This window comes from Bradyrhizobium sp. CCGUVB4N (assembly GCF_024199945.1).
Classification (GTDB): Bacteria; Pseudomonadota; Alphaproteobacteria; order Rhizobiales; family Xanthobacteraceae; genus Bradyrhizobium.
In genome coordinates, this window is sequence record NZ_JANADP010000001.1 from 550,852 (window position 1) to 572,467 (window position 21,616).

A 21,616-nucleotide genomic window follows, 5' to 3' on the forward strand; every position below is an offset into this window, starting at 1 on the left:
GTTTTTTCAACCGGACTCCCACAAGCCGACGTCTGCGCCTCTATGCGTGCGCGCCCTAATACGCCTGCTTCGCATCTGCCTCTTCGCTGGTCTGGATCAGGTCGAGGCTGTCCTCGATCTTGCCGAGTAGCGCGGAGAGTTGCTTGCGCTCCTGCGCGGACAGGCAGGCGAGGATTTCGTCTTCCCGTCGCAGCAATTGCGGAAACAATTCCTCGTACAGTGCGCGGCCTTTCTTCGTCAGTTGCAGGCGGAATTCGCGGCGATCGGCTTCGTTCTCGACCCGCTCGATCAAGCCGTCATGCAGCAGCGCCGTCACTGCGCGGCTGATGGTGGATTTGTGCGTGCGGGTGCATTGCGAGATGTACTGCGCGCTACAGGCATCGTTGCGGAAGCCGAGCGTGGCAATGACGCGCCATGCCGGAATGTCGAGGCCGTGACGCTCCTGATATTCGACCGCGAGCGCGGAACTCACCTCCGCCGCGAGCCGGTTGAGGCGGAACGGCACGAACTTGAACAGATCGAGCCGTGACTTTGGCCGCGGCGAAGCCTCATCGGCCTGCCGTGTCTTCAACGCGATGTCGCTGGATGTCCTCGCCAAGGGGCGCGCTCCGAATTCCAGTTGACGGCCGGCCGGCTCCGGTCCAAAATAGTTGCACGTGAGACTATCTAGCAGATCAGTCCTCCCCTGACCAGAGCCGAGGTTAGTGTATGGCGCAGGCCAATACGCATCAGGCCAAAACCCAGTTCGGCTATCGCCGCCACCCCGATCAGGATCGCCCCGGTCAAAACCCGGCCGAGCATCCGGTCGTGGTCGTTGGCGCCGGGCCCGTCGGGCTGTCGCTGGCGATCGATCTCGCCCAGCGCGGCCAGCGCGTCGTCCTTCTGGACGATGCCGACCGCATCGGCGAGGGCTCGCGCGCGATCTGCTTCTCGAAGCGCTCGCTGGAATATTGGGACCGGCTCGGCGTCGCCGACCGCATGGTCGACAAGGGCGTTGTGTGGAGCGTCGGCCGCATCTTCCACGGTGAGTCCCAGCTCTATCAGTTCAACCTGCTGCCGGAGGAGGGCCACAAGCGGCCGGCCTTCATCAATCTCCAGCAATATTACGCCGAGGCCTATCTGGTCGATCGCATCGGCGATCTGCCCGCGGTCGACCTGCGCTGGCGCAACAAGGTCACGTCGGTCGAACAGCGCAACGATTCCGTCGCGCTTACGATCGAGACACCCGAAGGCGCCTACCGCCTGCATGCGCAATATGTCGTTGCCTGCGACGGCGCGCGTTCCTCGCTGCGGCAGATGGTCGGCGCCGAGTTCGCGGGACAGGTGTTCGAGGATCAGTTCCTGATCGCCGACGTGAAGATGACGGCGGAATTCCCGACCGAGCGCTGGTTCTGGTTCGATCCGCCGTTTCATCAGGGACGTTCGGCGCTGCTGCACAAGCAGCCAGATAATGTTTGGCGCATCGATCTCCAGCTCAATCGCTATGCCGATCCCACAGTCGAGAAGAAGCCGGAGAACGTGCGGCCGCGGATCGCGCGCATGCTCGGGCACGACAAGTTCGAGTTCGAGTGGATCTCGCTTTACAAATTCCAGTGCCGGCGGATGGATCGCTTCCTCCACGGCCGCGTGATCTTTGCCGGCGATTCCGCGCATCAGGTCTCGCCCTTCGGCGCTCGCGGTGCGAACTCGGGACTGGAAGACGCCGAAAATCTCTCCTGGAAGCTCGACCGCGTGCTGCGCGGCACCTCGCCCGCGAGCCTGCTCGAAAGCTACCATGTCGAGCGCAGCCTGGCGGCCGATGAGAATATCCGCGAATCCACCCGCTCGACCGATTTCATGGCGCCGAATTCGCATCAGGAAGCCCGGCTGCGTCAGGCGGTGCTGTCGCTGGCCAAGGAAACCGAGTTCGGCAAGCGCATGGTCAACGGCGGAAGGCTGTCGGTGCCATGCAGCTACGACACGTCACTGTCGTCACCGGATGCGGAGGCGTGGAGCGGCGGACCCTCGCCCGGTTGCTCCATGCCGGACGCACCCATTGGCCAGCAGGCCTATCTGACGGATGCGTTCCGCAAGGGTGGAACGGACTTTACCCTGCTGTCGTTCAGCAATGGCGCGGCGATCGATACGCCCGATGGCGTCAAGGATATCCGCATCGGCGGGGAGGGCGGACTTGCCGATCCCTCCGGCTTTGTCGCGAAGCGTTATGACGCCGAGCCGGGCTCTGCCTATCTCCTGAGGCCCGACGGCTACGTCGCCGCGCGCTTCCGCCATCCGACGCGTGCGGCGATCACGGCGGCACTGTCGCGGGCCGCAGGCTTGAATTGAGGTTTCGCATGCCGCTTTCCACCAGCTCCAATTTTGCGCGACCCGATGATGCCTTTCGCGCCGTCGTCGAGGCGCATCGCGGCCTTACTGACGAGCAGAGCGCCGATTTCGACGCCGCGCTGGTTTTGATCCTCGCCAATCACATCGGCGACATCGACGTATTGCGGGAAGCGCTCGCGCTGGCGAGACGCCGCATGATCGACGGCCAGCAGCAACAACAGCAACAGCAACAACAATAACCCGAGACTTGAAGGACGAACTGATGGCGAAGAACTTCGCATCCACCGGCGATCTCTCCGAGAAGAAGATCACCTTCTCCGAGATCGGCACCGATCTCTACGCCTTCACCGCCGAGGGCGATCCGAACACGGCGATCATCGTCGGCGACGACGGCTGCCTCGTGTTCGATGCGCAGTCGACGCCGGCGATGGCCAACAAGGTGATCGAGCGCGTCAAAACCGTCACTGACAAGCCGATCAAATATGTCGTGCTATCGCATTATCACGCCGTACGCGTGCTCGGCGCCTCCGCCTACAAGGCGCAAGGAATCGTCGCCTCGCAGGAGACCTATCGTCTGATCGAGGAGCGCGGCCAGCAGGATTGGGATTCCGAGTATGGCCGCTTCCCGCGCCTGTTCCAGGATGCTGCCAGCATTCCCGGCCTGACCTGGCCGACGCTGACCTTCGAAGGCGAGATGTCGATCTACCTCGGCAAGCGCGAGGTGCGGCTGATGCAACTCGGCGCCGGCCATACCTCCGGCGATATCGTCGCCTGGGTGCCGGACGCCGAAGTGATGTTCTCCGGCGACCTCATCGAATATCACTCGGCCTGCTATTGCGGCGATGCGCATCTGCGCGAATGGCCGCTGACGCTGAACGAGATCCGCAATTTCAATCCCAAGGCGATCGCGCCGGGCCGCGGCGATGCGCTGAAGGGCACAGCCACCGTGCGCGAGGCCATCGCGATGACGCGCGACTTCGTCACCTCGCTCTATGGCGCGGCCGAAGTCTCGGTCGCCAGGGGCCGGACGCTGAAGGAATCGATGGCCGCGACGCGCGAGGTGATGGATCCGAAATTCCACAGCTTCGCCATCTACGAGCATTGCCTGCCGTTCAACGTCTCGCGCGCCTATGACGAAGCATCCGGGATCGACGATCCCGTGATCTGGACCGACAAGCGCGACCAGGAAATGTGGGCGGCCCTGCAAGGAGGAGGATAGTCATGAACATCAATACCTCGCCTGATCAGATCATCCGGAGCTCGGCGCAGGTGACGCCGGGCTACATGTCCGGCTTCGGCAACAGTTTTGAGACCGAGGCGCTGCCGGGTGCGCTGCCGATCGGACGCAACTCGCCGCAGCGCTGCGCTTACGGCCTCTATGCCGAGCAGCTCTCGGGCTCGCCCTTCACCGCGCCGCGCGGCACCAATGAGCGCTCCTGGCTCTATCGCATTCGCCCCTCGGTGAAGCATTCCGGCCGGTTCGAGAAGGTCGATGCCGGCTTGTGGCGCTCGGCACCGTGCCACGAATATGATCTGCCGATCGCGCAACTGCGCTGGGACCCGACGCCGCTGCCGAAGGAGGAGGTGACCTTCCTTCAGGGCGTGCAGACCATGACAACGGCCGGTGACGTCAACACCCAAGCCGGCATGGCCGCGCATGTCTATCTCATCACCAAGTCGATGGTGGATCAGCACTTCTACAATGCCGACGGCGAGCTGATGTTCGTGCTTCAGCAGGGCAATCTTCGCGTCGTCACCGAGTTCGGGCGCATCGATGCCGAGCCCGGCGAGATCGTGGTGATCCCGCGCGGCGTGAAGTTTCGCGTCGAGATTCCGAACGGTCCGGCGCGCGGCTATCTCTGCGAAAACTACGGCGGCGCTTTCACGCTGCCGGAGCGCGGGCCGATCGGCGCCAATTGCCTCGCCAATGCGCGCGATTTCCTCACGCCGGTCGCGAACTACGAGGACGAGGACACGCCGACGGAGCTGTTCGTGAAGTGGGGCGGCTCGCTGTTCAAGACCACCTTGACGCATTCGCCGATCGACGTCGTCGCCTGGCATGGCAATTATGCGCCCTACAAATACGATCTGCGCACCTTCTCACCGGTCGGCGCGATCGGCTTCGATCATCCCGATCCCTCGATCTTCACGGTGCTGACCTCGCCGTCGGAGACCGCGGGCACCGCGAATATCGACTTCGTCATCTTCCCCGAGCGCTGGATGGTCGCCGACAACACCTTCCGCCCGCCCTGGTATCATATGAACATCATGAGCGAGTTCATGGGCCTGATCTACGGCGTCTACGACGCCAAGCCGCAGGGCTTCGTGCCGGGCGGCATCAGCCTGCACAATTGCATGCTGCCGCACGGCCCGGACCGCGACGCCTTCGAGCGTGCCAGCAACGGCGAGCTGAAGCCGGTCAAGCTCACGGGCACGATGGCCTTCATGTTCGAAACCCGCTACCCGCAGCGCGTGACAGCGCATGCCGCGAATGCGTCGACGCTGCAGGACGATTACGCGGATTGCTGGAAGGGGCTTGAAAAGCGGTTCGATCCGAACAAGCCGTGAGATTTCTTACCCTCCCCTGGAGGGGGAGGGTCGTTACGCATGTAGCGAAGCGAAATGCGTAGCGGGGTGGGGTGACGGTCTCTCCGCGGGAAACACTGCCCGTGTTGAGAGATCACCCCACACCGTCTCATATTTCGCTGCGCTCAATATGAGCCGACCCTCGCCCTCCAGGGGAGGGTGACACTGTCACCGCTGCGCCACGGGAAACCAATGCCCCACCCCAACGATCCCAGCCTCCGCTCCTTCATCGAGGTCGACCCCGCCTCCGACTTCCCGATCCAGAACCTGCCCTATGGCGTGTTCTCGACCGCGGCCAATCCGACGCCGCGCGTCGGCGTTGCGATCGGCAGCTTTGTGCTCGATCTCTGGGAGCTCGAGCAGGATTCCCGGCTTGATGTCGGTCCGCTCGGTGTGTTCTCCGGCTCCTCGCTCAATCCTTTCATGGCGCTCGGGCCAAAGGTCTGGACAAAGACACGAGCGCGGATCAGCGAGCTGCTGCGCCACGATCATCCGGAACTGCGCGACAACGAGGAGCTGCGCAGCTGCGCGCTCGTGCCGATGCGTGATGCAAAGCTGCACATGCCGTTCGCGGTCTCCGGCTACACCGATTTCTATTCGTCGAAAGAGCACGCCACCAATGTCGGCGTGATGTTCCGCGGCAAGGACAATGCGTTGCAGCCGAACTGGCTGCACATGCCGATCGCCTATAACGGCCGCGCCTCGACTGTCGTCGTGTCAGGCACCAGGGTGAAGCGGCCACGCGGGCAGTTGAAGCCGCCGAATGTGGACGTGCCGAGCTTCGGGCCCTGCAAGCGGCTCGATTTCGAGCTGGAGATGGGTGTGGTGATCGGCCAGCCGTCGCCGATGGGCGGTATGCTCAGCGAGCAACAGGCCGAGGAGATGATCTTCGGCTTCGTGCTGCTCAACGACTGGAGTGCGCGCGACATCCAGCAATGGGAATATGTGCCGCTCGGGCCGTTCTTGGCGAAAGCGTTCGCGACCTCGATCAGCCCCTGGGTGGTGACGCGCGAGGCGCTGGAGCCGTTCCGGCTGAAGGGGCCGGCGCAGGAGCCGGTGCCGCTGGATTATCTCAAGCAGGCCAAGCCGCAGAACTACGATCTCGAGCTGGACGTCTCCTTGCGTGCCGCCGGCGCCAATGCGCCCGCCGGCATCAGCCGGACCAATTTCAAATACATGTACTGGTCCTCGGTGCAGCAGCTGATGCATCACGCCTCCTCCGGCTGCGCGATGAATGTCGGCGATCTCCTCGGCAGCGGCACCATCTCCGGCCCGGAGAAGAACCAGCGCGGCAGTCTCTTGGAGATCAGCTGGAACGGCACCGAGCCGGCCGAGCTGCCCGGTGGCGCCAAGCGCTCGTTCCTGGAGGACGGCGACAGCCTCGTGATGCGCGGCTGGTGCCAGGGCAACGGCTATCGCGTCGGGTTCGGTGAGGTCGAGGGGACGATTTTGGCGGCGGAGTGAGTTGCGAGCTCAGTGCCGTAGGGTAGGCAAAGCGACTTGTCCGCCATAGCTCGAAGAGCGACGGCGGAAGCGTGCCCACGATATCGATGACGTGGGCACGGCGCTAACGCGCCTTTGCCCACCCAACGAGACCTATCGCTCCTCCGGCGCCACGTTCCTGACCCGCGCGCAATGCGCCGCGACGTCGTCTAGGCTGTATTTCAAATGCACCCGCTTGTCCGAGGGCGCCTGCTTGCTCGTGCAGACGCCCGGCCGCCATTCCTGCGTCGGGCGGATCGGGCGCGGGGCAAAGCCGCCGCCGCAGTTCGGGCAGACGTTGGAGAGCTTTGTCTCCACGCAATCCGCACAGAACGTGCATTCATAGGAGCAGATCCGCGCATCCGTTGCGCTTGGCGGCAGGTCGCGGTCGCAATATTCGCAGTTCGGTCGCAGCTGGAGGGCCATGGGTGAATCTCCGCAAATTGGGCCCGATCATCGCAGATCGCGCCAGCGACGCGAATGGCGTAGTTCCCTCGATTTCAGCCAGCTTTCAAATCCTTCAGCGGCAGCCGCGAGCTTTCCTTGAGCCGGTCGAGCACGATCGATGAGCGCACATGCGCCACGCTCTGATGCGGCATCAGCACGTCGTTGACGAGATTGGAGAGTCCCTTGAGATCGCGCAGCACAGCCTTGAGCACGTAGTCGGCGTCGCCCGTGAGCGAATAGGCCTCCTGGATCTCGTCGATCCGGTTCACCAGCGCGCGAAAGCGTTTTGAATTGTCCGGCGAATGGGTCGCAAGTCCCACCTGGATGAAGGCGATCACGCCGAAGCCGAGCGCCTCGCTGGAGAGGTCGGCGTGGTAGCCGGCGATGACCTTCTCCTCCTCCAGCCGCATCCGGCGGCGCGAGCATTGCGAGGCAGACAGGCCGGCGAGTTCGGCAAGCTCCTGGTTGGTGAGGCGGCCGTCATCCTGGAGCGCGCCGAGGATCTTGAGGTCGAAGGCATCTACCGAGATCATGCGTCTTTTATCCACTTCGTGCACGGATCGTGCATAAGATAGCCAAATCGTCGCCTATTTGCACGCTCATTGCGCGGATGATGAAGGATAATTCTTTCCAGCAGCAATCTGGGAGAACACCATGGGTCCGTTTCCGCACGATGCACCGCCGGCCACGATCAGCGCCGACAATCCGATGGGCACCGACGGGTTCGAGTTCGTCGAATACGCGCACCCCAATCCGCAGGAGCTGCACGATCTGTTCAAGCTGATGGGCTACGCGCCCGTCGCGCGCCACAAGACCAAGAGGATCACGGTCTATCGCCAGGGCGACATCAACTATCTCGTCAACGAGGAGCCCGGCACCCACGGTTACGAGTTCGTCGCCGCGCACGGCCCCTGCGCGCCGTCGATGGCGTTCCGCGTGGTCGATGCGAAGGCGGCCTACGACCGCGCGATTGCGCTTGGTGCGGAGCCGGCGGACGCGTCATCCGCACAGAAGACGCTCGACGTGCCCGCGATCAAGGGCATCGGGGGCAGCCTGCTTTATTTCGTCGATCGCTACGGTGCCAAGGGCTCGGCCTATGATACCGAATTTGAGTGGCTGGATGCGCGCGACCCGCGGCCCCACGGTGCCGGCCTGTTCTATCTCGACCATCTCACCCACAACGTTCATCGCGGCCGCATGGACGTTTGGACGGGCTTCTACGAAAAGCTGTTCAACTTCCGCCAGATCCGTTTCTTCGACATCGAGGGCCGCGCCTCGGGCCTATTCTCGCGCGCGTTGACCAGCCCGGACGGCAAGATCCGGATTCCGATCAACGAGGATGCCGGCGATTCCGGCCAGATCGAGGAATATCTGTCGATCTACCGCGGCGAGGGCATCCAGCACATCGCCTGCGGCTGCCGCGACATCCATCACACCATCGAGGGGCTGCGCGATGCGGGCCTGCCGTTCATGCCGTCGCCGCCCGAGACCTATTTCGAGCGGATCGATGCGCGCCTGCCCAAGCATGGCGAGGACGTCGCGCGCTTGCAGAAGAACGGCATCCTGATCGATGGCGAGGGCGTCGTCGACGGCGGCCAGACCAAGGTGCTGCTGCAGATCTTCTCGGCCAACGCGATCGGCCCGATCTTCTTCGAGTTCATCCAGCGCAAGGGCGATGACGGCTTCGGCGAGGGCAATTTCAAAGCCCTGTTCGAGTCGATCGAGGAAGACCAGATCCGTCGCGGGGTGCTGAAGGTGGATACGGCGGCGTAAGGCGTAGACGTCAGGCACTTCTGCCGTCACGCACACTGCCGTAGGGTGGGCAAAGCGCAAGCGTGCCCACCACTATTGGTTGCTTCAGAAAGACCGTGGGCACGGCGCTTCGCGCCTTTGCCCACCCTACGAGAGCGAGTTCGCCAGCTCTAGCGCGACGACCCTGCCACCGCAGCATCCGTCGTGGCACTCCGCCGCTGCTCCACTCCCTCAGGCATTCGCATCACCATCGTGGCGAGGATGCTGACCGCGCCCATGGCGACGACGTACCAGACCCATGACAGCTTGTCGCCCGTCGCCCCGATGATCCCCGTGAACACGAGCTGCGCCGTGCCGCCGAAGATGGTGACGCCGAGTGCGTAGGCGATCGACAGTCCGGAGGTGCGGACGATCGCGGGGAAGATCAGCGGGATGAGGATGATGCCGGCGCCGCCGGACATCGCATGGAACGCCATCAGCACGGCGACGGTGACCACGTACACGGCCGGCGAGCCCGACGACACCACCAGGAGCAACGCGGGGTAGAACAGCAACGTCACGATGATGCGCGGGACCACGGCGATGGTCTTCAGGCTGTACCTGTCCGCGAGCGCGCCACCGAGCAGCGCGAAGATCGTGCCGCTCACGAAGGTGGCGAAGTTGGCCGTCATCGCCCAGCTCTGGCTGTAATGCAGCGTGTTGATGGCGTAGGTCGCGGTGTAGAGGAAGAAGTACTGGCCGATCGTCGCGCCGGAGATCAGCAAGATGCACAATACGATCTTGCCCCAGTGGTTGGCGAGGATGTCGGAGAGCACGCCGCCCATGGTGCCATGGGCCTCCTCGGCATCCAGCGTCTCATCGAGATTCTTGCGGATGAAGTAGCCGACCGGCGCAATCAGGATTCCAAGCAGGAAGGGAACGCGCCAGCCCCAGCTGTCGTTGGCGCCGGGCGTGATCAGAAATGCCAGGCCAAGGCCGACGAGCGCAGAGAACAGGCTGCCCAGGTTCTGGCTGGCGAGCTGCCAGCTTCCGAAGAAACCTTTGCGGTGCGAAGGCGCGCTCTCCAGCAGATAGGTCGTCGCCGGCCCCATCTCGCCGCCGGTCGAAAAACCCTGCAGCAACCGCGCGAGCACCAGCAGGACCGGCGCCAGCAATCCGATCTGGTCGTAGGTCGGCAACAGGCCGATCATTCCGGTGCCCAGCGCCATCAGCCAGATGGTCAGCGTCATCGCCGGCTTGCGGCCGTAGCGATCGGCATAGGCGCCGATGACGATGCCGCCCAGCGGTCGCGCCACGAAGCCGACGCCGAAGGTCGCAACCGTCAGCAGCAGGCTCGTGTTCGGATTGTCCGCCGGAAAGAACGCCTTGGCGAGCCAGACGGCAAAGGCCGCGTAGACCGTGAAATCATAGAATTCGAGCGCGTTGCCGAGAATGGCCGCGCCGACGCGCATGGTCTGGGAGGGACGCGGACGGTCAGTCTGGTTCACGGGAAGCACCTTGTGTCACTGGCATGAACGCGAAGTGACGCAAAAGGTGCCTTGTGGCAACCCGCAAGAGTGCCTTAGCGGCCCGCTTTCCACGCAGCGGTGACCGCGCCGATCTCGGCGCCTTCCGGCTCGCGAACCGTCGACGGCGTACGCGAGAAGCGCGGCGCCGGCGCCGGCTGTTTCACCCCGTGGCGCTCGATGAAGACGTCGCGAGCGACCATGTGCGGATGTTCGGTCGCTTCCGACATGGTCAGCACCGGTGCGAAGCAGATGTCGCTGCCTTCCATGATCTTGCACCAATCCTCGCGCGTCTTGCTCTTGAACACGGCCTTCAGCTTCTCCTTCAGCGCAGGCCATGCCTTGGGGTCCATCTGCGCGTCGAAGTCGGCGTCGGTGAGGCCCGCATGCTCGCGCAGCAGCGCGTAGAACTGCGGCTCGATCGAGCCGATCGAAACGAAATGGCCGCAGGCGCATTCATAGACGCCATAGAAGTGAGCGCCGCCGTCGAGGAAGTTGCGGTTGCGGCCCTCGGTCCAGCGTCCCAGCGTTTTCATGTCGAAGAAGAACGACATCAACGACGCCGCGCCGTCGCACATCGCGGCGTCGACCACCTGGCCCTTGCCGGACTTTGATGCTTCCAGCAGTGCGGCGAGCACGCCGACGACGAGATAGAGCGCACCGCCGCCGAAATCGCCGACCAGATTGAGCGGCGGCACCGGGGCTTCCCTGGTGCCGATCGCGGCCAGCGCACCGGTGATCGAGATGTAGTTGATGTCATGACCGGCGGCATTCGCAAGCGGGCCTTGCTGGCCCCATCCGGTCATGCGGCCGTAAACCAGCTTTGGATTGTGTGCGAGCACGACATCCGGCCCAAGCCCGAGCCGCTCCATCACGCCGGGACGAAAACCTTCGACCAGCGCGTCGGCGCTGGCGAGCAGGTCGAGCACCTGCGCGATGGACGTCTTGTCCTTGAGATCGAGCTCGATCACCTTGCGACCACGGCCTGCCACCGACTTCATGCTCTTCTTCGCGCCGACGCGGTCGAGCGTGACGACCTCCGCACCCATGTCGGCCAGCATCATGCAGGCGAACGGGCCCGGTCCGATGCCGGCGAATTCGACGACGCGGAAGCCCGCGAGAGGGCCGGAGGTGCGGACGGATGTGGTCTGGGCTGGTTTGTCGAGCACGTTGTTGTTTCCTCGGGTCGCGGGCAGATGCCGATGGTTCGGCTGGCGCCTCTGACGTTCCTCTCTGGGGCGAGTTAATTGGCTGATTAACTTTTCTCGCCTTCACGCCAGCGAGGCAAGCGCTTTTCATGCATGGGCGCATAATAAAAGCGGCGCGCATTGCTGCGCGCCGCGGAAGATTTGTGTTGAGTCGCTAGGTCGCGATGTTAGCCGGCGGCAGCCACCGCGCGCTGTGCCATCACCTTGATCAGATTGGCGCGGTATTCTGCCGTGCCGTGGATATCGGCCAACAATCCGCTCGCCGGAATGTTGACACTGTCGATCGCCGACGGCGACCAGTTCGCCTTCAGCGCGGCTTCGATCGCACCAACCCGCATCACGCCGCTCTGCGAAGCGCCGGTGGCGGCGACGCGGATCTCGCCCGACTTCGTCTGTGCGACGAAGACGGCGGTCAGCGCGAAGCGCGAAGCGGGATGCCGCATCTTGGCATAGCCTGCTTTCGCGGGGACCGGGAACGACACGGCGGTGATGATCTCGCCGTCTTCAAGCGCCGTCGTGAACAGGCCCTTGAAGAAATCCTCCGCCGAGATCGATCGTTTGTTGGTCTTCACGGTGGCGCCGAGCGCGAGCAGCGCAGCCGGATAGTCCGCGGCCGGATCGTTGTTGGCGATCGAGCCGCCGATGGTGCCGCGATAGCGCACGGCAGGGTCGCCGATCAGCGAGGCCAGATAGGCGACCGCGGGGATTGCCTTCTTCGCGGCATCGCTGGTCGCCACATCATAATGCGGCGTGGCGGCCTTGATGGTCAGCGTGTCGCCCGAGGCCTCGACGCCGATCAGCTCCTTGATCTTGCCGAGGTCGATGACATCGGAGGGGCTCGCGAGCCGCTGCTTCATCACCGGCAGCAATGTCTGGCCGCCCGCGAGCAACTTCGCTTCGCTGCTTTTTCCGAACAGGCTGGCAGCTTCGTCGACCGAGGAAGCACGATGATATGTGGTCTGGTACATTTTCGTTCCTCCCTCTCAAGCCGCGTGGATCGTGCGCCACACCCGATCCGGGGTCGCGGGCATTTCCAGATTGTTCTTGCCGATCGCATCCGTGATCGCATTGATCACGGCCGCAGAGGCGCCGATTGCGCCGGCCTCACCGCAGCCCTTGATGCCCAAGGGATTGCCCGGGCACAGCGTCGTGGTGTGGGAGAGATTGAACGAAGGCACATCGTCGGCGCGCGGCATGGCGTAGTCCATGAACGAGGCCGTCACCGGCTGGCCGTTGCCGTCGTAGATGGCGTGCTCGAGCAGCGCCTGTCCGATGCCCTGAACCAGGCCGCCATGGACCTGGCCCTCGACGATCATCGGGTTGATCAGCCGGCCGAAATCGTCGGCCGCGACGAAATTGACGAAGGAGGTCTTGCCGGTGCCGGGATCGACCTCGAGCTCGCAGATATAGGCGCCGGCCGGGAAGGTGAAGTTGGTCGGGTCGTAGAAGGCGCTTTCCTTCAGGCCCGGCTCCATCCCGTCAGGCAGATTGTGCGCGGTGTAGGCCGCGAGCGCGACCATCGGCAGCGCAATCGCCTTGTCAGTGCCCGTCACCTTGAACTCGCCGTTCTCGATGACGATGTCGGCTTCCGAGGCTTCGAGCGCGTGCGCAGCGATCTTCTTGGCCTTGGATTCCATCTTCTCCATGGCCTTCAGGATCGCGGTGAGACCGACGGCCGCCGAACGCGAGCCGTAGGTGCCCATGCCGAACTGCACCTTGTCGGTGTCGCCATGGACGATCGAGACCTGGCTGATGGGAACGCCGAGGCGATCCGCGACGAGCTGGCAGAACGTGGTCTCGTGGCCCTGGCCGTGGCTGTGCGAGCCCGTGAGGATCTCGATGGTGCCGACCGGGTTGACGCGGACTTCAGCGGATTCCCACAGACCGACGCCGGCGCCCAGGCTGCCGACAGCCTTCGACGGTGCGATGCCGCAGGCCTCGATGTAGCAGGAGACGCCGATGCCGCGCAGCTTGCCTTGCGATTTGGCTTGCGCCTTGCGGGCGGCGAAGCCGGCATAGTCGATCGCCTTCATCGCGGCGTCGAGCGAGGCATTAAAGTCGCCGGTGTCATAGGCCATGATCACGGGCGTCTGGTGCGGGAACTGGGTGATGAAGTTGCTCCGGCGCAGCTGGGCCGGATCGACCTTGAGCTGCCGCGCCGCCGTCTCCATCAGACGTTCGATCAGGTAGCTTGCCTCGGGACGGCCCGCGCCGCGATAGGCATCGACCGGCGTGGTGTTGGTGTAGACGCCGATCACCTCGGCATGAATCTGCGGGATGTTGTACTGGCCCGACAGCAGCGTCGCGTAGAGATAGGTCGGCACCGACGACGAGAACAGCGACATGTAGGCGCCGAAATTCGCGTAGGTCTTCACCTTCAGGCCGATGATCTTGTTGCTGGCGTCGAATGCCATCTCGGCATGGGTGACGTGGTCTCGGCCATGCGCGTCGGTGAGGAAGGCCTCGGTGCGGTCGCCGGTCCATTTCACGGGACGGCCGACCTTCTTCGAGGCCCACAGTGCCACCATCTCCTCCGGATAGATGAAGATTTTCGAGCCGAAGCCGCCGCCGACGTCGGGGGCGATCACGCGCAGCTTGTGCTCGGGGGCGATGTTGTAGAACGCCGACAGCACCAGGCGGGCGACGTGCGGGTTCTGCGAGGTCGTATAGAGCGTGAAGTGTTCTTCCGCCGCGTCGTAATCGGCGATCGCCGCGCGCGGCTCCATTGCGTTCGGAGCGAGGCGGTTGTTGGTGACGTCGAGTTTGACGACATTGGCGGCCTTGGCGAAAGCGGCATCCGTCGCACCCTCGTCGCCGATCACCCAGTCATAGACCTGGTTGCCGGGGGCTTCGGGATGAAGCTGGGGCGCGCCGGCCTTGATCGCGGCCTGCATGTCGGCGACGGCCGGCAGTTCCTCGTAGTCGACGACGACAGCTTCCGCTGCGTCGCGCGCTAGATTCTTGCTGTCGGCGACCACGACCGCGACGGCCTGGCCGACGAAACGCACGGTCTCCGGCGCCATCGCCGGCCATGCGCCCATCTTCATCGGGCTGCCGTCCTTGGAGGTGATGGCCCAGCCGCAGATGAGGTTGCCGACCTTGTCGTCGACCAGCTGTTGTCCGGTGAGCACCGCGACCACGCCCGGCATCTTCAGCGCGGCGGAAGAGTCGATCTTCTTCACCTTGGCGTGCGCGTGCGGGCTGCGGATGAAATGGGCATGGGTCATGCCCAGCAATTTGATGTCGTCAACGTACCGGCCCTTGCCGGTAATGAAACGCTTGTCTTCCTTGCGCACGACGCGCGCGCCGATGCCTTCAACACCCATGTCTGGTCCTCCCGACCGGAATTGTTTTGACTGCGCTTTCCCTCGAAAGCCGCAGCGGTGGTTCTTTATTCGAGGCGAGCCGCTTTACTCGGCCGCCTGCGAGACCTTCATGCGTCCGGCTGCATCCAGCACGGCTTTGACGATGTTGTGGTAGCCGGTGCAGCGGCAGATGTTGCCTTCGAGCTCGTGGCGCACGGTGGCTTCGTCGAGCTGGCCACCATGGCGTTGCACGATGTCGATCGCCGACATGATCATGCCCGGCGTGCAATAGCCGCACTGCAGGCCGTGATTGTCGCGGAAGGCAGCCTGCATCGGGTGCAGCTCGTCGCCCTTGGCGATGCCTTCGATGGTGGTGACTTTGGCGCCATCAGCCTGGCCGGCCAGCATGGTGCAGGACTTCACCGCCTTGCCGTCCATATGGACGACGCAGGCGCCGCACTGGCTGGTGTCGCAGCCGACATGGGTTCCGGTGAGGTTGAGATGGTCGCGCAAGAGATGGACCAGCAGCGTGCGGTCCTCGACGTCGACAGCAACGGCCTTGCCGTTCACCGTCAGTTTGACTGTAGACACGGTTGTAGTCCTCCCGGGATGATTTTGATTGTTTCTAATTAGAGACCGTCGCCCCCGGGCTTGGCAACTAGGATTTTGGTCGCTCCGGTCATGGAAAAGTCATTTGATTCCGGCGGACGCACGATGGTTTGCGGGCGGGCCAGGCGATCCCCGGACAGTGTGGCCGGGCCCGGGTGGGATGCCAGCCGTCATCCCAAGCGGTCGGCCTTTGGCCCATGACGCCTCGGGTCGCGCGGGGTGTGCCAAATTTACCGCCCTTTATTCATTGTGCCCTAGTTTTGCGCATCCGGGTCTGGGGGCGGGGCGCCTCCGGTCGCGGCTGAAGAGAATAAATGGGGGTTGGAATGTCCGGGCGTACCGCGTCGCCGTCTAAGCGCAGCTTGTTTCCGACCCTCCGGTTTCGCGCCAAGATCATCCTCGGCTTTGCCGCAGTGCTGGTGATCTCCGCCGGCAGCATGGCCTTTGCCTATTTCGGCTTCGAGCGGGTCTCATCCGGCGTCGGGTCCTACCGCTCGAGCGTCTCGGAGGCCGATCTCGCCCGTAATATCGACCGCGAGCTGCTCGGCTACCGCTCGGCCGTCAAATTTTTCGTCGTCACCGGCAAGGAAGAAGACGCCAAGGCGGCGCTGGATGCCGAAGCCAGCCTGAAGGCTGCCATCGACCTGGCCGTCAAGAGCGCCAAGACACCGGCGCGGCAGGACGGCCTCGACAAGCTCGCCAAGGAATTTGCGAACTTCGCCGCGACCTTCGCCAAGGTCCTCCAGGCCAAGCGCGACAGCACGCTGCTGGTGCAGAACCAGCTCTCGCGCCAGGCCAATCTGCTGAAGTACAAGCTTGATGACATCGGCAACAACGCATCCGATTCCGAGGCGCAGTCGATCGAGTTCGGCACCAAGCAGGTCAACGCCCAGTTCCAGACCGCAAGCGCGGCGGCGACCAATTTCGTGCTGACGTCAGACCAGGCGATCGCGACCAGTGCGCTGGCGCGGCTGAAATTCGTCGAGAACTCGCTCGGCGCGGTCTATTCCATGGACGACAAGATCGTCGCCGGCCTGAAGGACGCCAAGACCATCCTCGTCGCCTACCGCGAAGCGCTGGAGAAGCTGATCGCCAACGCCAAGATGGTCGACGAGCTCGTCACCGAGATGAGCGGCTCGGCGGGCGCGATCCTGCGCGGCGCGACCGCGATGAAGGCGGATCTGGTTGCCGAGCAGCAGCGGCTCGATTCGGAATCGGCCGCGACGATCGGGAAGACCGAGCAATTGGTGCTGATGTTGGCCGTCGGCGGCACGCTGCTCGGCGCGATCCTCGCCTTCCTGCTCGGCACCGGCATCTCGCGGCCGATGATCGCGATGTGCAAGGCGATGCGCGAGCTGGCCTCGGGCAATTTCGATGTCGTGCTGCCGGGCTTGGGGCGCAAGGACGAGATCGGCGAGATGGCCGGCGCGGTCGAGGAGTTCAAGGTTCAGGCGGTCGCCAAGGCGGAACGCGATGCCGCCGCCAGCGAAGCCCAGAACCGGGAGCAGGCCGCAAGCCGCCGCGGCGAGCTGATCCGCTTTGCCGATGATTTCGAGAGCGCCGTCGGCGCCATCGTGTCCAACGTCTCGGCTTCCGCCGTGCAGCTCGAATCCTCGGCCTCCACGCTGACCCGCACCGCCGAGACCACGCAGGCGCTGTCGAGCCAGGTCGCCGGTGTCTCCGAGCAGGCCTCGAGCAACATGCAGTCGGTCGCAACCGCGACGGAAGAGCTCTCGGCCTCGGTCGAGGAGATCGGCCGCCAGGTCCGCGACTCCAGCCGCATTGCCGAGGCCGCCGTGGTGCAGGCCAAGGAGACCGACGGCCGCATCGGAAAACTCTCCCATGCCGCCCAGCAGATCGGCGAGGTGGTCAAGCTGATCACGGCGATTGCCGAGCAGACCAATCTTCTGGCGCTCAACGCCACCATCGAGGCGGCCCGCGCCGGCGAGGCCGGCCGCGGCTTCGCGGTGGTCGCGAGCGAGGTGAAGTCGCTGGCGAGCCAGACGGCGAAAGCCACCGACGAGATTTCCTCGCACATCACGGGCATGCAGGGCGCCACCGCCGAGTCGGTCGCCGCGATCAAGGAGATCGGCGCGACCATCGGCCAGATCTCGTCGATCTCGACGTCGATTGCGAGCGCCGTCGAGCAGCAGGGCGCCGCGACCCAGGAGATCGCGCGCAGCGTCCAGACCGTTGCCCAGGGCACCCAGGCTGCCGCCACCGACATCGGCCAGGTCAACCGCGGCGCGGCTGAGACCGGCTCGGCCTCGGAAGAGGTGCTGAACTCGGCGAAGACGCTGTCGTCCGAGAGCACCCGCCTTCGCGCCGAGCTCGATCGATTCATGGCGAACATTCGGGCGGCGTAAGAGCAGCCGCCCCGCGTCACCTAACCGCAAGTTGCGACAGCGGTAAATTTACCGCGGCTTATCCTTTGCCATTTACCGTGCATTTGAGTCGGGGAGCGGGCTGCTTCCCGGCTGCGCCTGGTTTTCCGCGAATGGAATGGGGTGGGGGAATGTCTGCGAAGTCGAAGCCGAGCTCATCGAAGCTCTTCACCTTGCGTTTTCGTGCAAAAATCATCCTCGGCTTCGTGGCGGTGCTGGCCATCCTCGCCGTCAGCATGGCATTTGCCTATTTCGGCTTCGAGCGAATCGCGGGTGCCGTCGCGTCCTACCGGACCAGCGTGGCGGAGGCAGACCTGGCGCGCACCATCGATCGCGAACTGATCAGCTATCAGGGGCTGACCCGGGCCTACACGTTGACTGGTGCTGCGGACGACGAGACCGCGGCCAAGGCGGCCGAGGAGAATTTGAAGGCGGCGATCGCCAAGTCGATGTCGGCCACGACGGGCGCGGCGCGACGCGAGGAGGTCGGCAAGCTCGAGGCCGAGTTCCAGCGCTTCGCAAAGGTGTTCGGCGAGATCATCACGCTGACGCGCGAGAACAACAAGATCGCGACCGATGAGCTGAACAGCGTCGGCAACAAGATCCGCTTCAAGTTCGACGACCTCGCCGACACCGCGGCGCTCGCCGGCCTCGCCTCGGTCCAGACCACGGCCAAGGACATCACCTCGCAATATCTCGCGGTCTCCACCTCGGTCAGTGCCTTCGTCGCCAAGCCGGAGCCGAAGACCGCCGACGGTGTGGTCGCCCGCATCAAGTTCCTGGAGACGCTGCTGGTCTCGATCTACGCCAACGACCAGAAGATCACCGACCGTGTCACCGAGATCGGCGGTCTGCTGAAGCAGTACCGCACGTCGTTTGCGAAGCTTTCCGACAACGTGAAGATCATCGTCAAGTCGAACGGCGAGATGACCAAGACGGCCGCGTCCATTCTGAAGCTCTCGGGCGAGTTGCGGTCGGACCTGTCGGCCGATCAGCAGCGGATCGAGGCGAGCGCCAATGTGACGATCGCGGAAACCGAGCGGTTGATGCTGATGCTGGCGCTGGGTGGCCTCGCCATCGGTGCCGTGCTGGCCCTGATGCTCGGCAATGGCATCTCGCGGCCGATGATCGCGATGTGCAAGGCGATGCGCGAGCTGGCCTCGGGCAATTTCGATGTCGTCCTGCCGGGCTTGGGACGCAAGGACGAGATCGGCGAGATGGCCGGCGCGGTCGAGGAGTTCAAGGTTCAGGCGGTCGCCAAGGCGGAACGCGATGCCGCCGCCAGCGAAGCCCAGAACCGGGAGCAGGCCGCAAGCCGCCGCGGCGAGCTGATCCGCTTTGCCGATGATTTCGAGAGCGCCGTCGGCGCCATCGTGTCCAACGTCTCGGCTTCCGCCGTGCAGCTCGAATCCTCGGCCTCCACGCTGACCCGCACCGCCGAGACCACGCAGGCGCTGTCGAGCCAGGTCGCCGGTGTCTCCGAGCAGGCCTCGAGCAACATGCAGTCGGTCGCAACCGCGACGGAAGAGCTCTCGGCCTCGGTCGAGGAGATCGGCCGCCAGGTCCGCGACTCCAGCCGCATTGCCGAGGCCGCCGTGGTGCAGGCCAAGGAGACCGACGGCCGCATCGGAAAACTCTCCCATGCCGCCCAGCAGATCGGCGAGGTGGTCAAGCTGATCACGGCGATTGCCGAGCAGACCAATCTTCTGGCGCTCAACGCCACCATCGAGGCGGCCCGCGCCGGCGAGGCCGGCCGCGGCTTCGCGGTGGTCGCGAGCGAGGTGAAGTCGCTGGCGAGCCAGACGGCGAAAGCCACCGACGAGATTTCCTCGCACATCACGGGCATGCAGGGCGCCACCGCCGAGTCGGTCGCCGCGATCAAGGAGATCGGCGCGACCATCGGCCAGATCTCGTCGATCTCGACGTCGATTGCGAGCGCCGTCGAGCAGCAGGGCGCCGCGACCCAGGAGATCGCGCGCAGCGTCCAGACCGTCGCGCAGGGCACCCAGACCGCCGCGACCGACATCGGTCAGGTCAATCGCGGCGCGGCTGAGACCGGCTCGGCCTCGGAAGAGGTGCTGAACTCGGCGAAGACGCTGTCGTCCGAGAGCACCCGCCTGCGCGCCGAGCTCGATCGGTTCATGGCGAACATCCGGGCGGCGTAGGGGCTCGGACCGCGCTACTTGCTCCGATGTCATCCTGGCGAAAGCCAGGACCCATTACCCCAGGGAGAAGTTGCCGCGTGAGCTGGTAATTCCGGGTCTTCGCCAAACCACTTCCTGCGGTTATGGGTCCCGGATCTTCGCTGTGCTCGTCCGGGACGACAGCGGAGTTAGCTGCGCGAGTCTCATTTCCTCAAACGTTCCCTCCACCTTCGCGGGCTCCTGCTGTCCGCGAATGTGTCATCTTTGCGGGTCGAGCCATGCATCTGCCCGGACGCAGTTCCCAAGGGAACCGGCCCTTGCCGCAGGCGTTGTCGCAGTTGGCAGGCGGAATGCCGCACCCCCATGACCCAGCAACGCGATGGAATTGCAGCAGAGCCGAGCGCTGAACGATGGACCTGTAGTCTCGACGGCGGCCGCGACCGATCGCATCGTCGAGACCAGCATTCCCGCGCGGCTCGATGCGCTGCCCTGGAGCGGCTTTCACACCCGCGTGGTGCTGGCGCTTGGCATCACCTGGATCCTCGACGGGCTTGAGGTGACGTTGGCCGGCGCGCTCTCAGGTGCGCTGAAGCAGAGCCCGACACTGCACTTCTCGAACCTCGATCTTGGTGTTGCCAACTCGGCCTACCTCGCCGGCGCCGTGCTCGGCGCGCTCGGCTTCGGTTGGCTGACCGATCGCATCGGCCGCAAAAAGCTGTTCTTCATCACGCTCGCGCTCTATCTCTCCGCGACGGCCGCGACCGCGCTGTCGTGGAATATTGCAAGCTATGCGCTGTTTCGCTTTCTGACCGGTGCCGGCATCGGCGGCGAATACACCGCGATCAACTCGACCATCCAGGAACTGGTGCCGGCGCGCTACCGCGGCTGGACTGATCTCGTCATCAACGGCAGTTTCTGGATCGGTGCGGCGATGGGCGCGGTCGCCGCCATCGTGCTGCTTGACCCAGCATTGATCGGCCCCGATCTCGGCTGGCGTCTTGCCTATCTCATCGGCGCGACCCTCGGTCTCGTCGTGCTGTTGATGCGGATGTGGATTCCGGAAAGCCCGCGCTGGCTGATGATCCACGGTCGCCCCGATCAGGCGCACGCGATCGTCGACGACATCGAGCGTTCGGTGATCGGGCATGATCAGGATGCGAGCGATCGAGGCTTCGCCAAGATGCGGCTGAAGATGCGCGATCACACCCCGATCAGCGAAGTCGTGCACACGCTGTTTGTCACCTATCGCCAGCGTTCGCTGGTCGGCCTGGTGCTGATGGTCGCGCAGGCCTTTTTCTACAATGCGATCTTCTTCACCTTCGCGCTGGTGCTGACCGATTTCTACGGCATCAGCGCCGATCACGTCGGCTGGTACCTGCTACCGTTCGCGGCCGGCAACTTCCTCGGCCCGCTGCTGCTCGGCCGCCTGTTCGACACGCTCGGCCGCCGCACCATGATCATGTTCACCTATGGTATCTCCGGCCTGCTGCTGGCGGTGTCAGGTTATCTGTTCTCGATCGGCGCGCTCAGCGCGCAGGGGCAGACCATCGCCTGGATGGTGATCTTCTTCTTTGCCTCGCCGGCGGCGAGCGCCGCCTATCTCACTGTCAGCGAAACCTTTCCGCTCGAGGTTCGCGCGCTGGCGATCGCCGTGTTCTATGCGGTGGGCACCGGTATTGGCGGGGTCGCTGGCCCCGCGCTGTTCGGCGCGCTGATCGATACGGGATCACGCAACAGCGTGTTCGCCGGCTATCTGCTGGGGGCTGTCCTCATGATCGTGGCTGCGATCGTGGCGTGGCGCTACGCCATCTCGGCGGAACTCAAATCGCTCGAACAAATCGCGCGGCCGCTGGCTTCTATGGAGTAGAC

At 64.3% G+C, this 21,616-nt stretch carries 17 protein-coding genes; 9 read left to right on the top strand and 8 right to left on the bottom strand.

What is annotated here, in order from left to right:
- Window positions 1-55: 55 nt before the first annotated feature.
- Window positions 56-598 (bottom strand): MarR family winged helix-turn-helix transcriptional regulator, encoded by a 543-nt coding sequence (locus NLM31_RS02585; protein WP_254127763.1) that lies wholly within the window; start codon window positions 596-598, stop codon window positions 56-58.
- Between the two features lie 110 nt (window positions 599-708).
- Here NLM31_RS02585 and NLM31_RS02590 point away from each other — a divergent pair, with 110 nt between their 5' ends.
- The 5 genes from NLM31_RS02590 (at window position 709) to fahA (ending at window position 6,375) form a co-directional block, all read left to right on the top strand.
- A complete protein-coding gene (locus NLM31_RS02590) occupies window positions 709-2,325 on the top strand; it encodes an FAD-dependent oxidoreductase (protein ID WP_254191362.1) in 1,617 nt (538 codons plus the stop codon).
- 8 nt (window positions 2,326-2,333) lie between these two features.
- Window positions 2,334-2,564: a DUF2783 domain-containing protein gene (locus tag NLM31_RS02595; protein WP_254127765.1), complete on the top strand. Its 231-nt coding sequence runs from the start codon at window positions 2,334-2,336 to the stop codon at window positions 2,562-2,564.
- A 23-nt stretch (window positions 2,565-2,587) separates the two neighbouring features.
- The gene (locus NLM31_RS02600) at window positions 2,588-3,544 is read left to right on the top strand and encodes an MBL fold metallo-hydrolase (RefSeq protein ID WP_254191363.1); all 957 of its coding nucleotides are present in this window, start codon (window positions 2,588-2,590) and stop codon (window positions 3,542-3,544) included.
- 2 nt (window positions 3,545-3,546) lie between these two features.
- Complete coding sequence (hmgA, locus tag NLM31_RS02605; protein ID WP_254191364.1) at window positions 3,547-4,893, top strand: homogentisate 1,2-dioxygenase; 1,347 nt, start codon at window positions 3,547-3,549, stop codon at window positions 4,891-4,893.
- Window positions 4,894-5,103: 210 nt separating this feature from the next.
- Entirely contained in the window at window positions 5,104-6,375 is a 1,272-nt protein-coding gene (fahA, locus tag NLM31_RS02610) for a fumarylacetoacetase (protein WP_254191365.1), read from the top strand.
- A 132-nt stretch (window positions 6,376-6,507) separates the two neighbouring features.
- On the opposite strand, the gene NLM31_RS02615 is transcribed toward fahA, so the two are convergent.
- Window positions 6,508-6,819: a DUF1272 domain-containing protein gene (locus tag NLM31_RS02615; protein ID WP_254127769.1), complete on the bottom strand. Its 312-nt coding sequence runs from the start codon at window positions 6,817-6,819 to the stop codon at window positions 6,508-6,510.
- Window positions 6,820-6,893: 74 nt separating this feature from the next.
- Window positions 6,894-7,373, bottom strand: a complete 480-nt coding sequence (locus tag NLM31_RS02620) for an Lrp/AsnC family transcriptional regulator (RefSeq protein WP_254127770.1) — start codon at window positions 7,371-7,373, stop codon at window positions 6,894-6,896.
- 121 nt (window positions 7,374-7,494) lie between these two features.
- Here NLM31_RS02620 and hppD point away from each other — a divergent pair, with 121 nt between their 5' ends.
- Complete coding sequence (gene hppD, locus NLM31_RS02625; RefSeq protein ID WP_254191366.1) at window positions 7,495-8,613, top strand: 4-hydroxyphenylpyruvate dioxygenase; 1,119 nt, start codon at window positions 7,495-7,497, stop codon at window positions 8,611-8,613.
- 149 nt (window positions 8,614-8,762) lie between these two features.
- On the opposite strand, the gene NLM31_RS02630 is transcribed toward hppD, so the two are convergent.
- The 5 genes from NLM31_RS02630 to NLM31_RS02650 all read right to left on the bottom strand — a co-directional run bounded on the left by NLM31_RS02630 (window position 8,763) and on the right by NLM31_RS02650 (window position 15,201).
- Window positions 8,763-10,079: an MFS transporter gene (locus NLM31_RS02630; protein WP_254191367.1), complete on the bottom strand. Its 1,317-nt coding sequence runs from the start codon at window positions 10,077-10,079 to the stop codon at window positions 8,763-8,765.
- Window positions 10,080-10,153: 74 nt separating this feature from the next.
- Window positions 10,154-11,266 carry a CaiB/BaiF CoA-transferase family protein gene (locus NLM31_RS02635; protein WP_254191368.1) on the bottom strand — a complete coding sequence of 371 codons (1,113 nt, stop codon included), beginning with the start codon at window positions 11,264-11,266 and terminating at the stop codon, window positions 10,154-10,156.
- A gap of 206 nt (window positions 11,267-11,472) precedes the next feature.
- Window positions 11,473-12,273, bottom strand: coding sequence for a xanthine dehydrogenase family protein subunit M (locus tag NLM31_RS02640; RefSeq protein WP_254127775.1), 801 nt, complete (start codon window positions 12,271-12,273; stop codon window positions 11,473-11,475).
- A gap of 15 nt (window positions 12,274-12,288) precedes the next feature.
- Window positions 12,289-14,631: a xanthine dehydrogenase family protein molybdopterin-binding subunit gene (locus NLM31_RS02645; protein ID WP_254191369.1), complete on the bottom strand. Its 2,343-nt coding sequence runs from the start codon at window positions 14,629-14,631 to the stop codon at window positions 12,289-12,291.
- Window positions 14,632-14,715: 84 nt separating this feature from the next.
- Window positions 14,716-15,201 (bottom strand): (2Fe-2S)-binding protein, encoded by a 486-nt coding sequence (locus NLM31_RS02650; protein ID WP_254191370.1) that lies wholly within the window; start codon window positions 15,199-15,201, stop codon window positions 14,716-14,718.
- A 344-nt stretch (window positions 15,202-15,545) separates the two neighbouring features.
- On the opposite strand from NLM31_RS02650, the gene NLM31_RS02655 reads away from it, so the two are divergent.
- The 3 genes from NLM31_RS02655 (at window position 15,546) to NLM31_RS02665 (ending at window position 21,614) form a co-directional block, all read left to right on the top strand.
- Window positions 15,546-17,585, top strand: coding sequence for a methyl-accepting chemotaxis protein (locus NLM31_RS02655; protein WP_254191371.1), 2,040 nt, complete (start codon window positions 15,546-15,548; stop codon window positions 17,583-17,585).
- A 149-nt stretch (window positions 17,586-17,734) separates the two neighbouring features.
- The gene (locus NLM31_RS02660) at window positions 17,735-19,768 is read left to right on the top strand and encodes a methyl-accepting chemotaxis protein (RefSeq protein WP_254191372.1); all 2,034 of its coding nucleotides are present in this window, start codon (window positions 17,735-17,737) and stop codon (window positions 19,766-19,768) included.
- 358 nt (window positions 19,769-20,126) lie between these two features.
- Complete coding sequence (locus tag NLM31_RS02665) at window positions 20,127-21,614, top strand: MFS transporter (RefSeq protein WP_254191373.1); 1,488 nt, start codon at window positions 20,127-20,129, stop codon at window positions 21,612-21,614.
- Window positions 21,615-21,616: the final 2 nt, after the last annotated feature.

Bases quoted from the DNA above. Each gene is read 5' to 3' on its own strand.
- NLM31_RS02645 (WP_254191369.1), bottom strand. From the start codon at position 14,631: ATGGGTGTTGAAGGCATCGGCGCGCGCGTCGTGCGCAAGGAAGACAAG.
- hppD (WP_254191366.1), top strand. From the start codon at position 7,495: ATGGGTCCGTTTCCGCACGATGCACCGCCGGCCACGATCAGCGCCGAC.
- NLM31_RS02615 (WP_254127769.1), bottom strand. From the start codon at position 6,819: ATGGCCCTCCAGCTGCGACCGAACTGCGAATATTGCGACCGCGACCTG.
- NLM31_RS02620 (WP_254127770.1), bottom strand. From the start codon at position 7,373: ATGATCTCGGTAGATGCCTTCGACCTCAAGATCCTCGGCGCGCTCCAG.
- NLM31_RS02595 (WP_254127765.1), top strand. From the start codon at position 2,334: ATGCCGCTTTCCACCAGCTCCAATTTTGCGCGACCCGATGATGCCTTT.
- NLM31_RS02665 (WP_254191373.1), top strand. From the start codon at position 20,127: ATGGAATTGCAGCAGAGCCGAGCGCTGAACGATGGACCTGTAGTCTCG.
- fahA (WP_254191365.1), top strand. From the start codon at position 5,104: ATGCCCCACCCCAACGATCCCAGCCTCCGCTCCTTCATCGAGGTCGAC.
- NLM31_RS02600 (WP_254191363.1), top strand. From the start codon at position 2,588: ATGGCGAAGAACTTCGCATCCACCGGCGATCTCTCCGAGAAGAAGATC.
- NLM31_RS02655 (WP_254191371.1), top strand. From the start codon at position 15,546: ATGTCCGGGCGTACCGCGTCGCCGTCTAAGCGCAGCTTGTTTCCGACC.
- NLM31_RS02660 (WP_254191372.1), top strand. From the start codon at position 17,735: ATGTCTGCGAAGTCGAAGCCGAGCTCATCGAAGCTCTTCACCTTGCGT.
- NLM31_RS02640 (WP_254127775.1), bottom strand. From the start codon at position 12,273: ATGTACCAGACCACATATCATCGTGCTTCCTCGGTCGACGAAGCTGCC.
- NLM31_RS02590 (WP_254191362.1), top strand. From the start codon at position 709: ATGGCGCAGGCCAATACGCATCAGGCCAAAACCCAGTTCGGCTATCGC.
- hmgA (WP_254191364.1), top strand. From the start codon at position 3,547: ATGAACATCAATACCTCGCCTGATCAGATCATCCGGAGCTCGGCGCAG.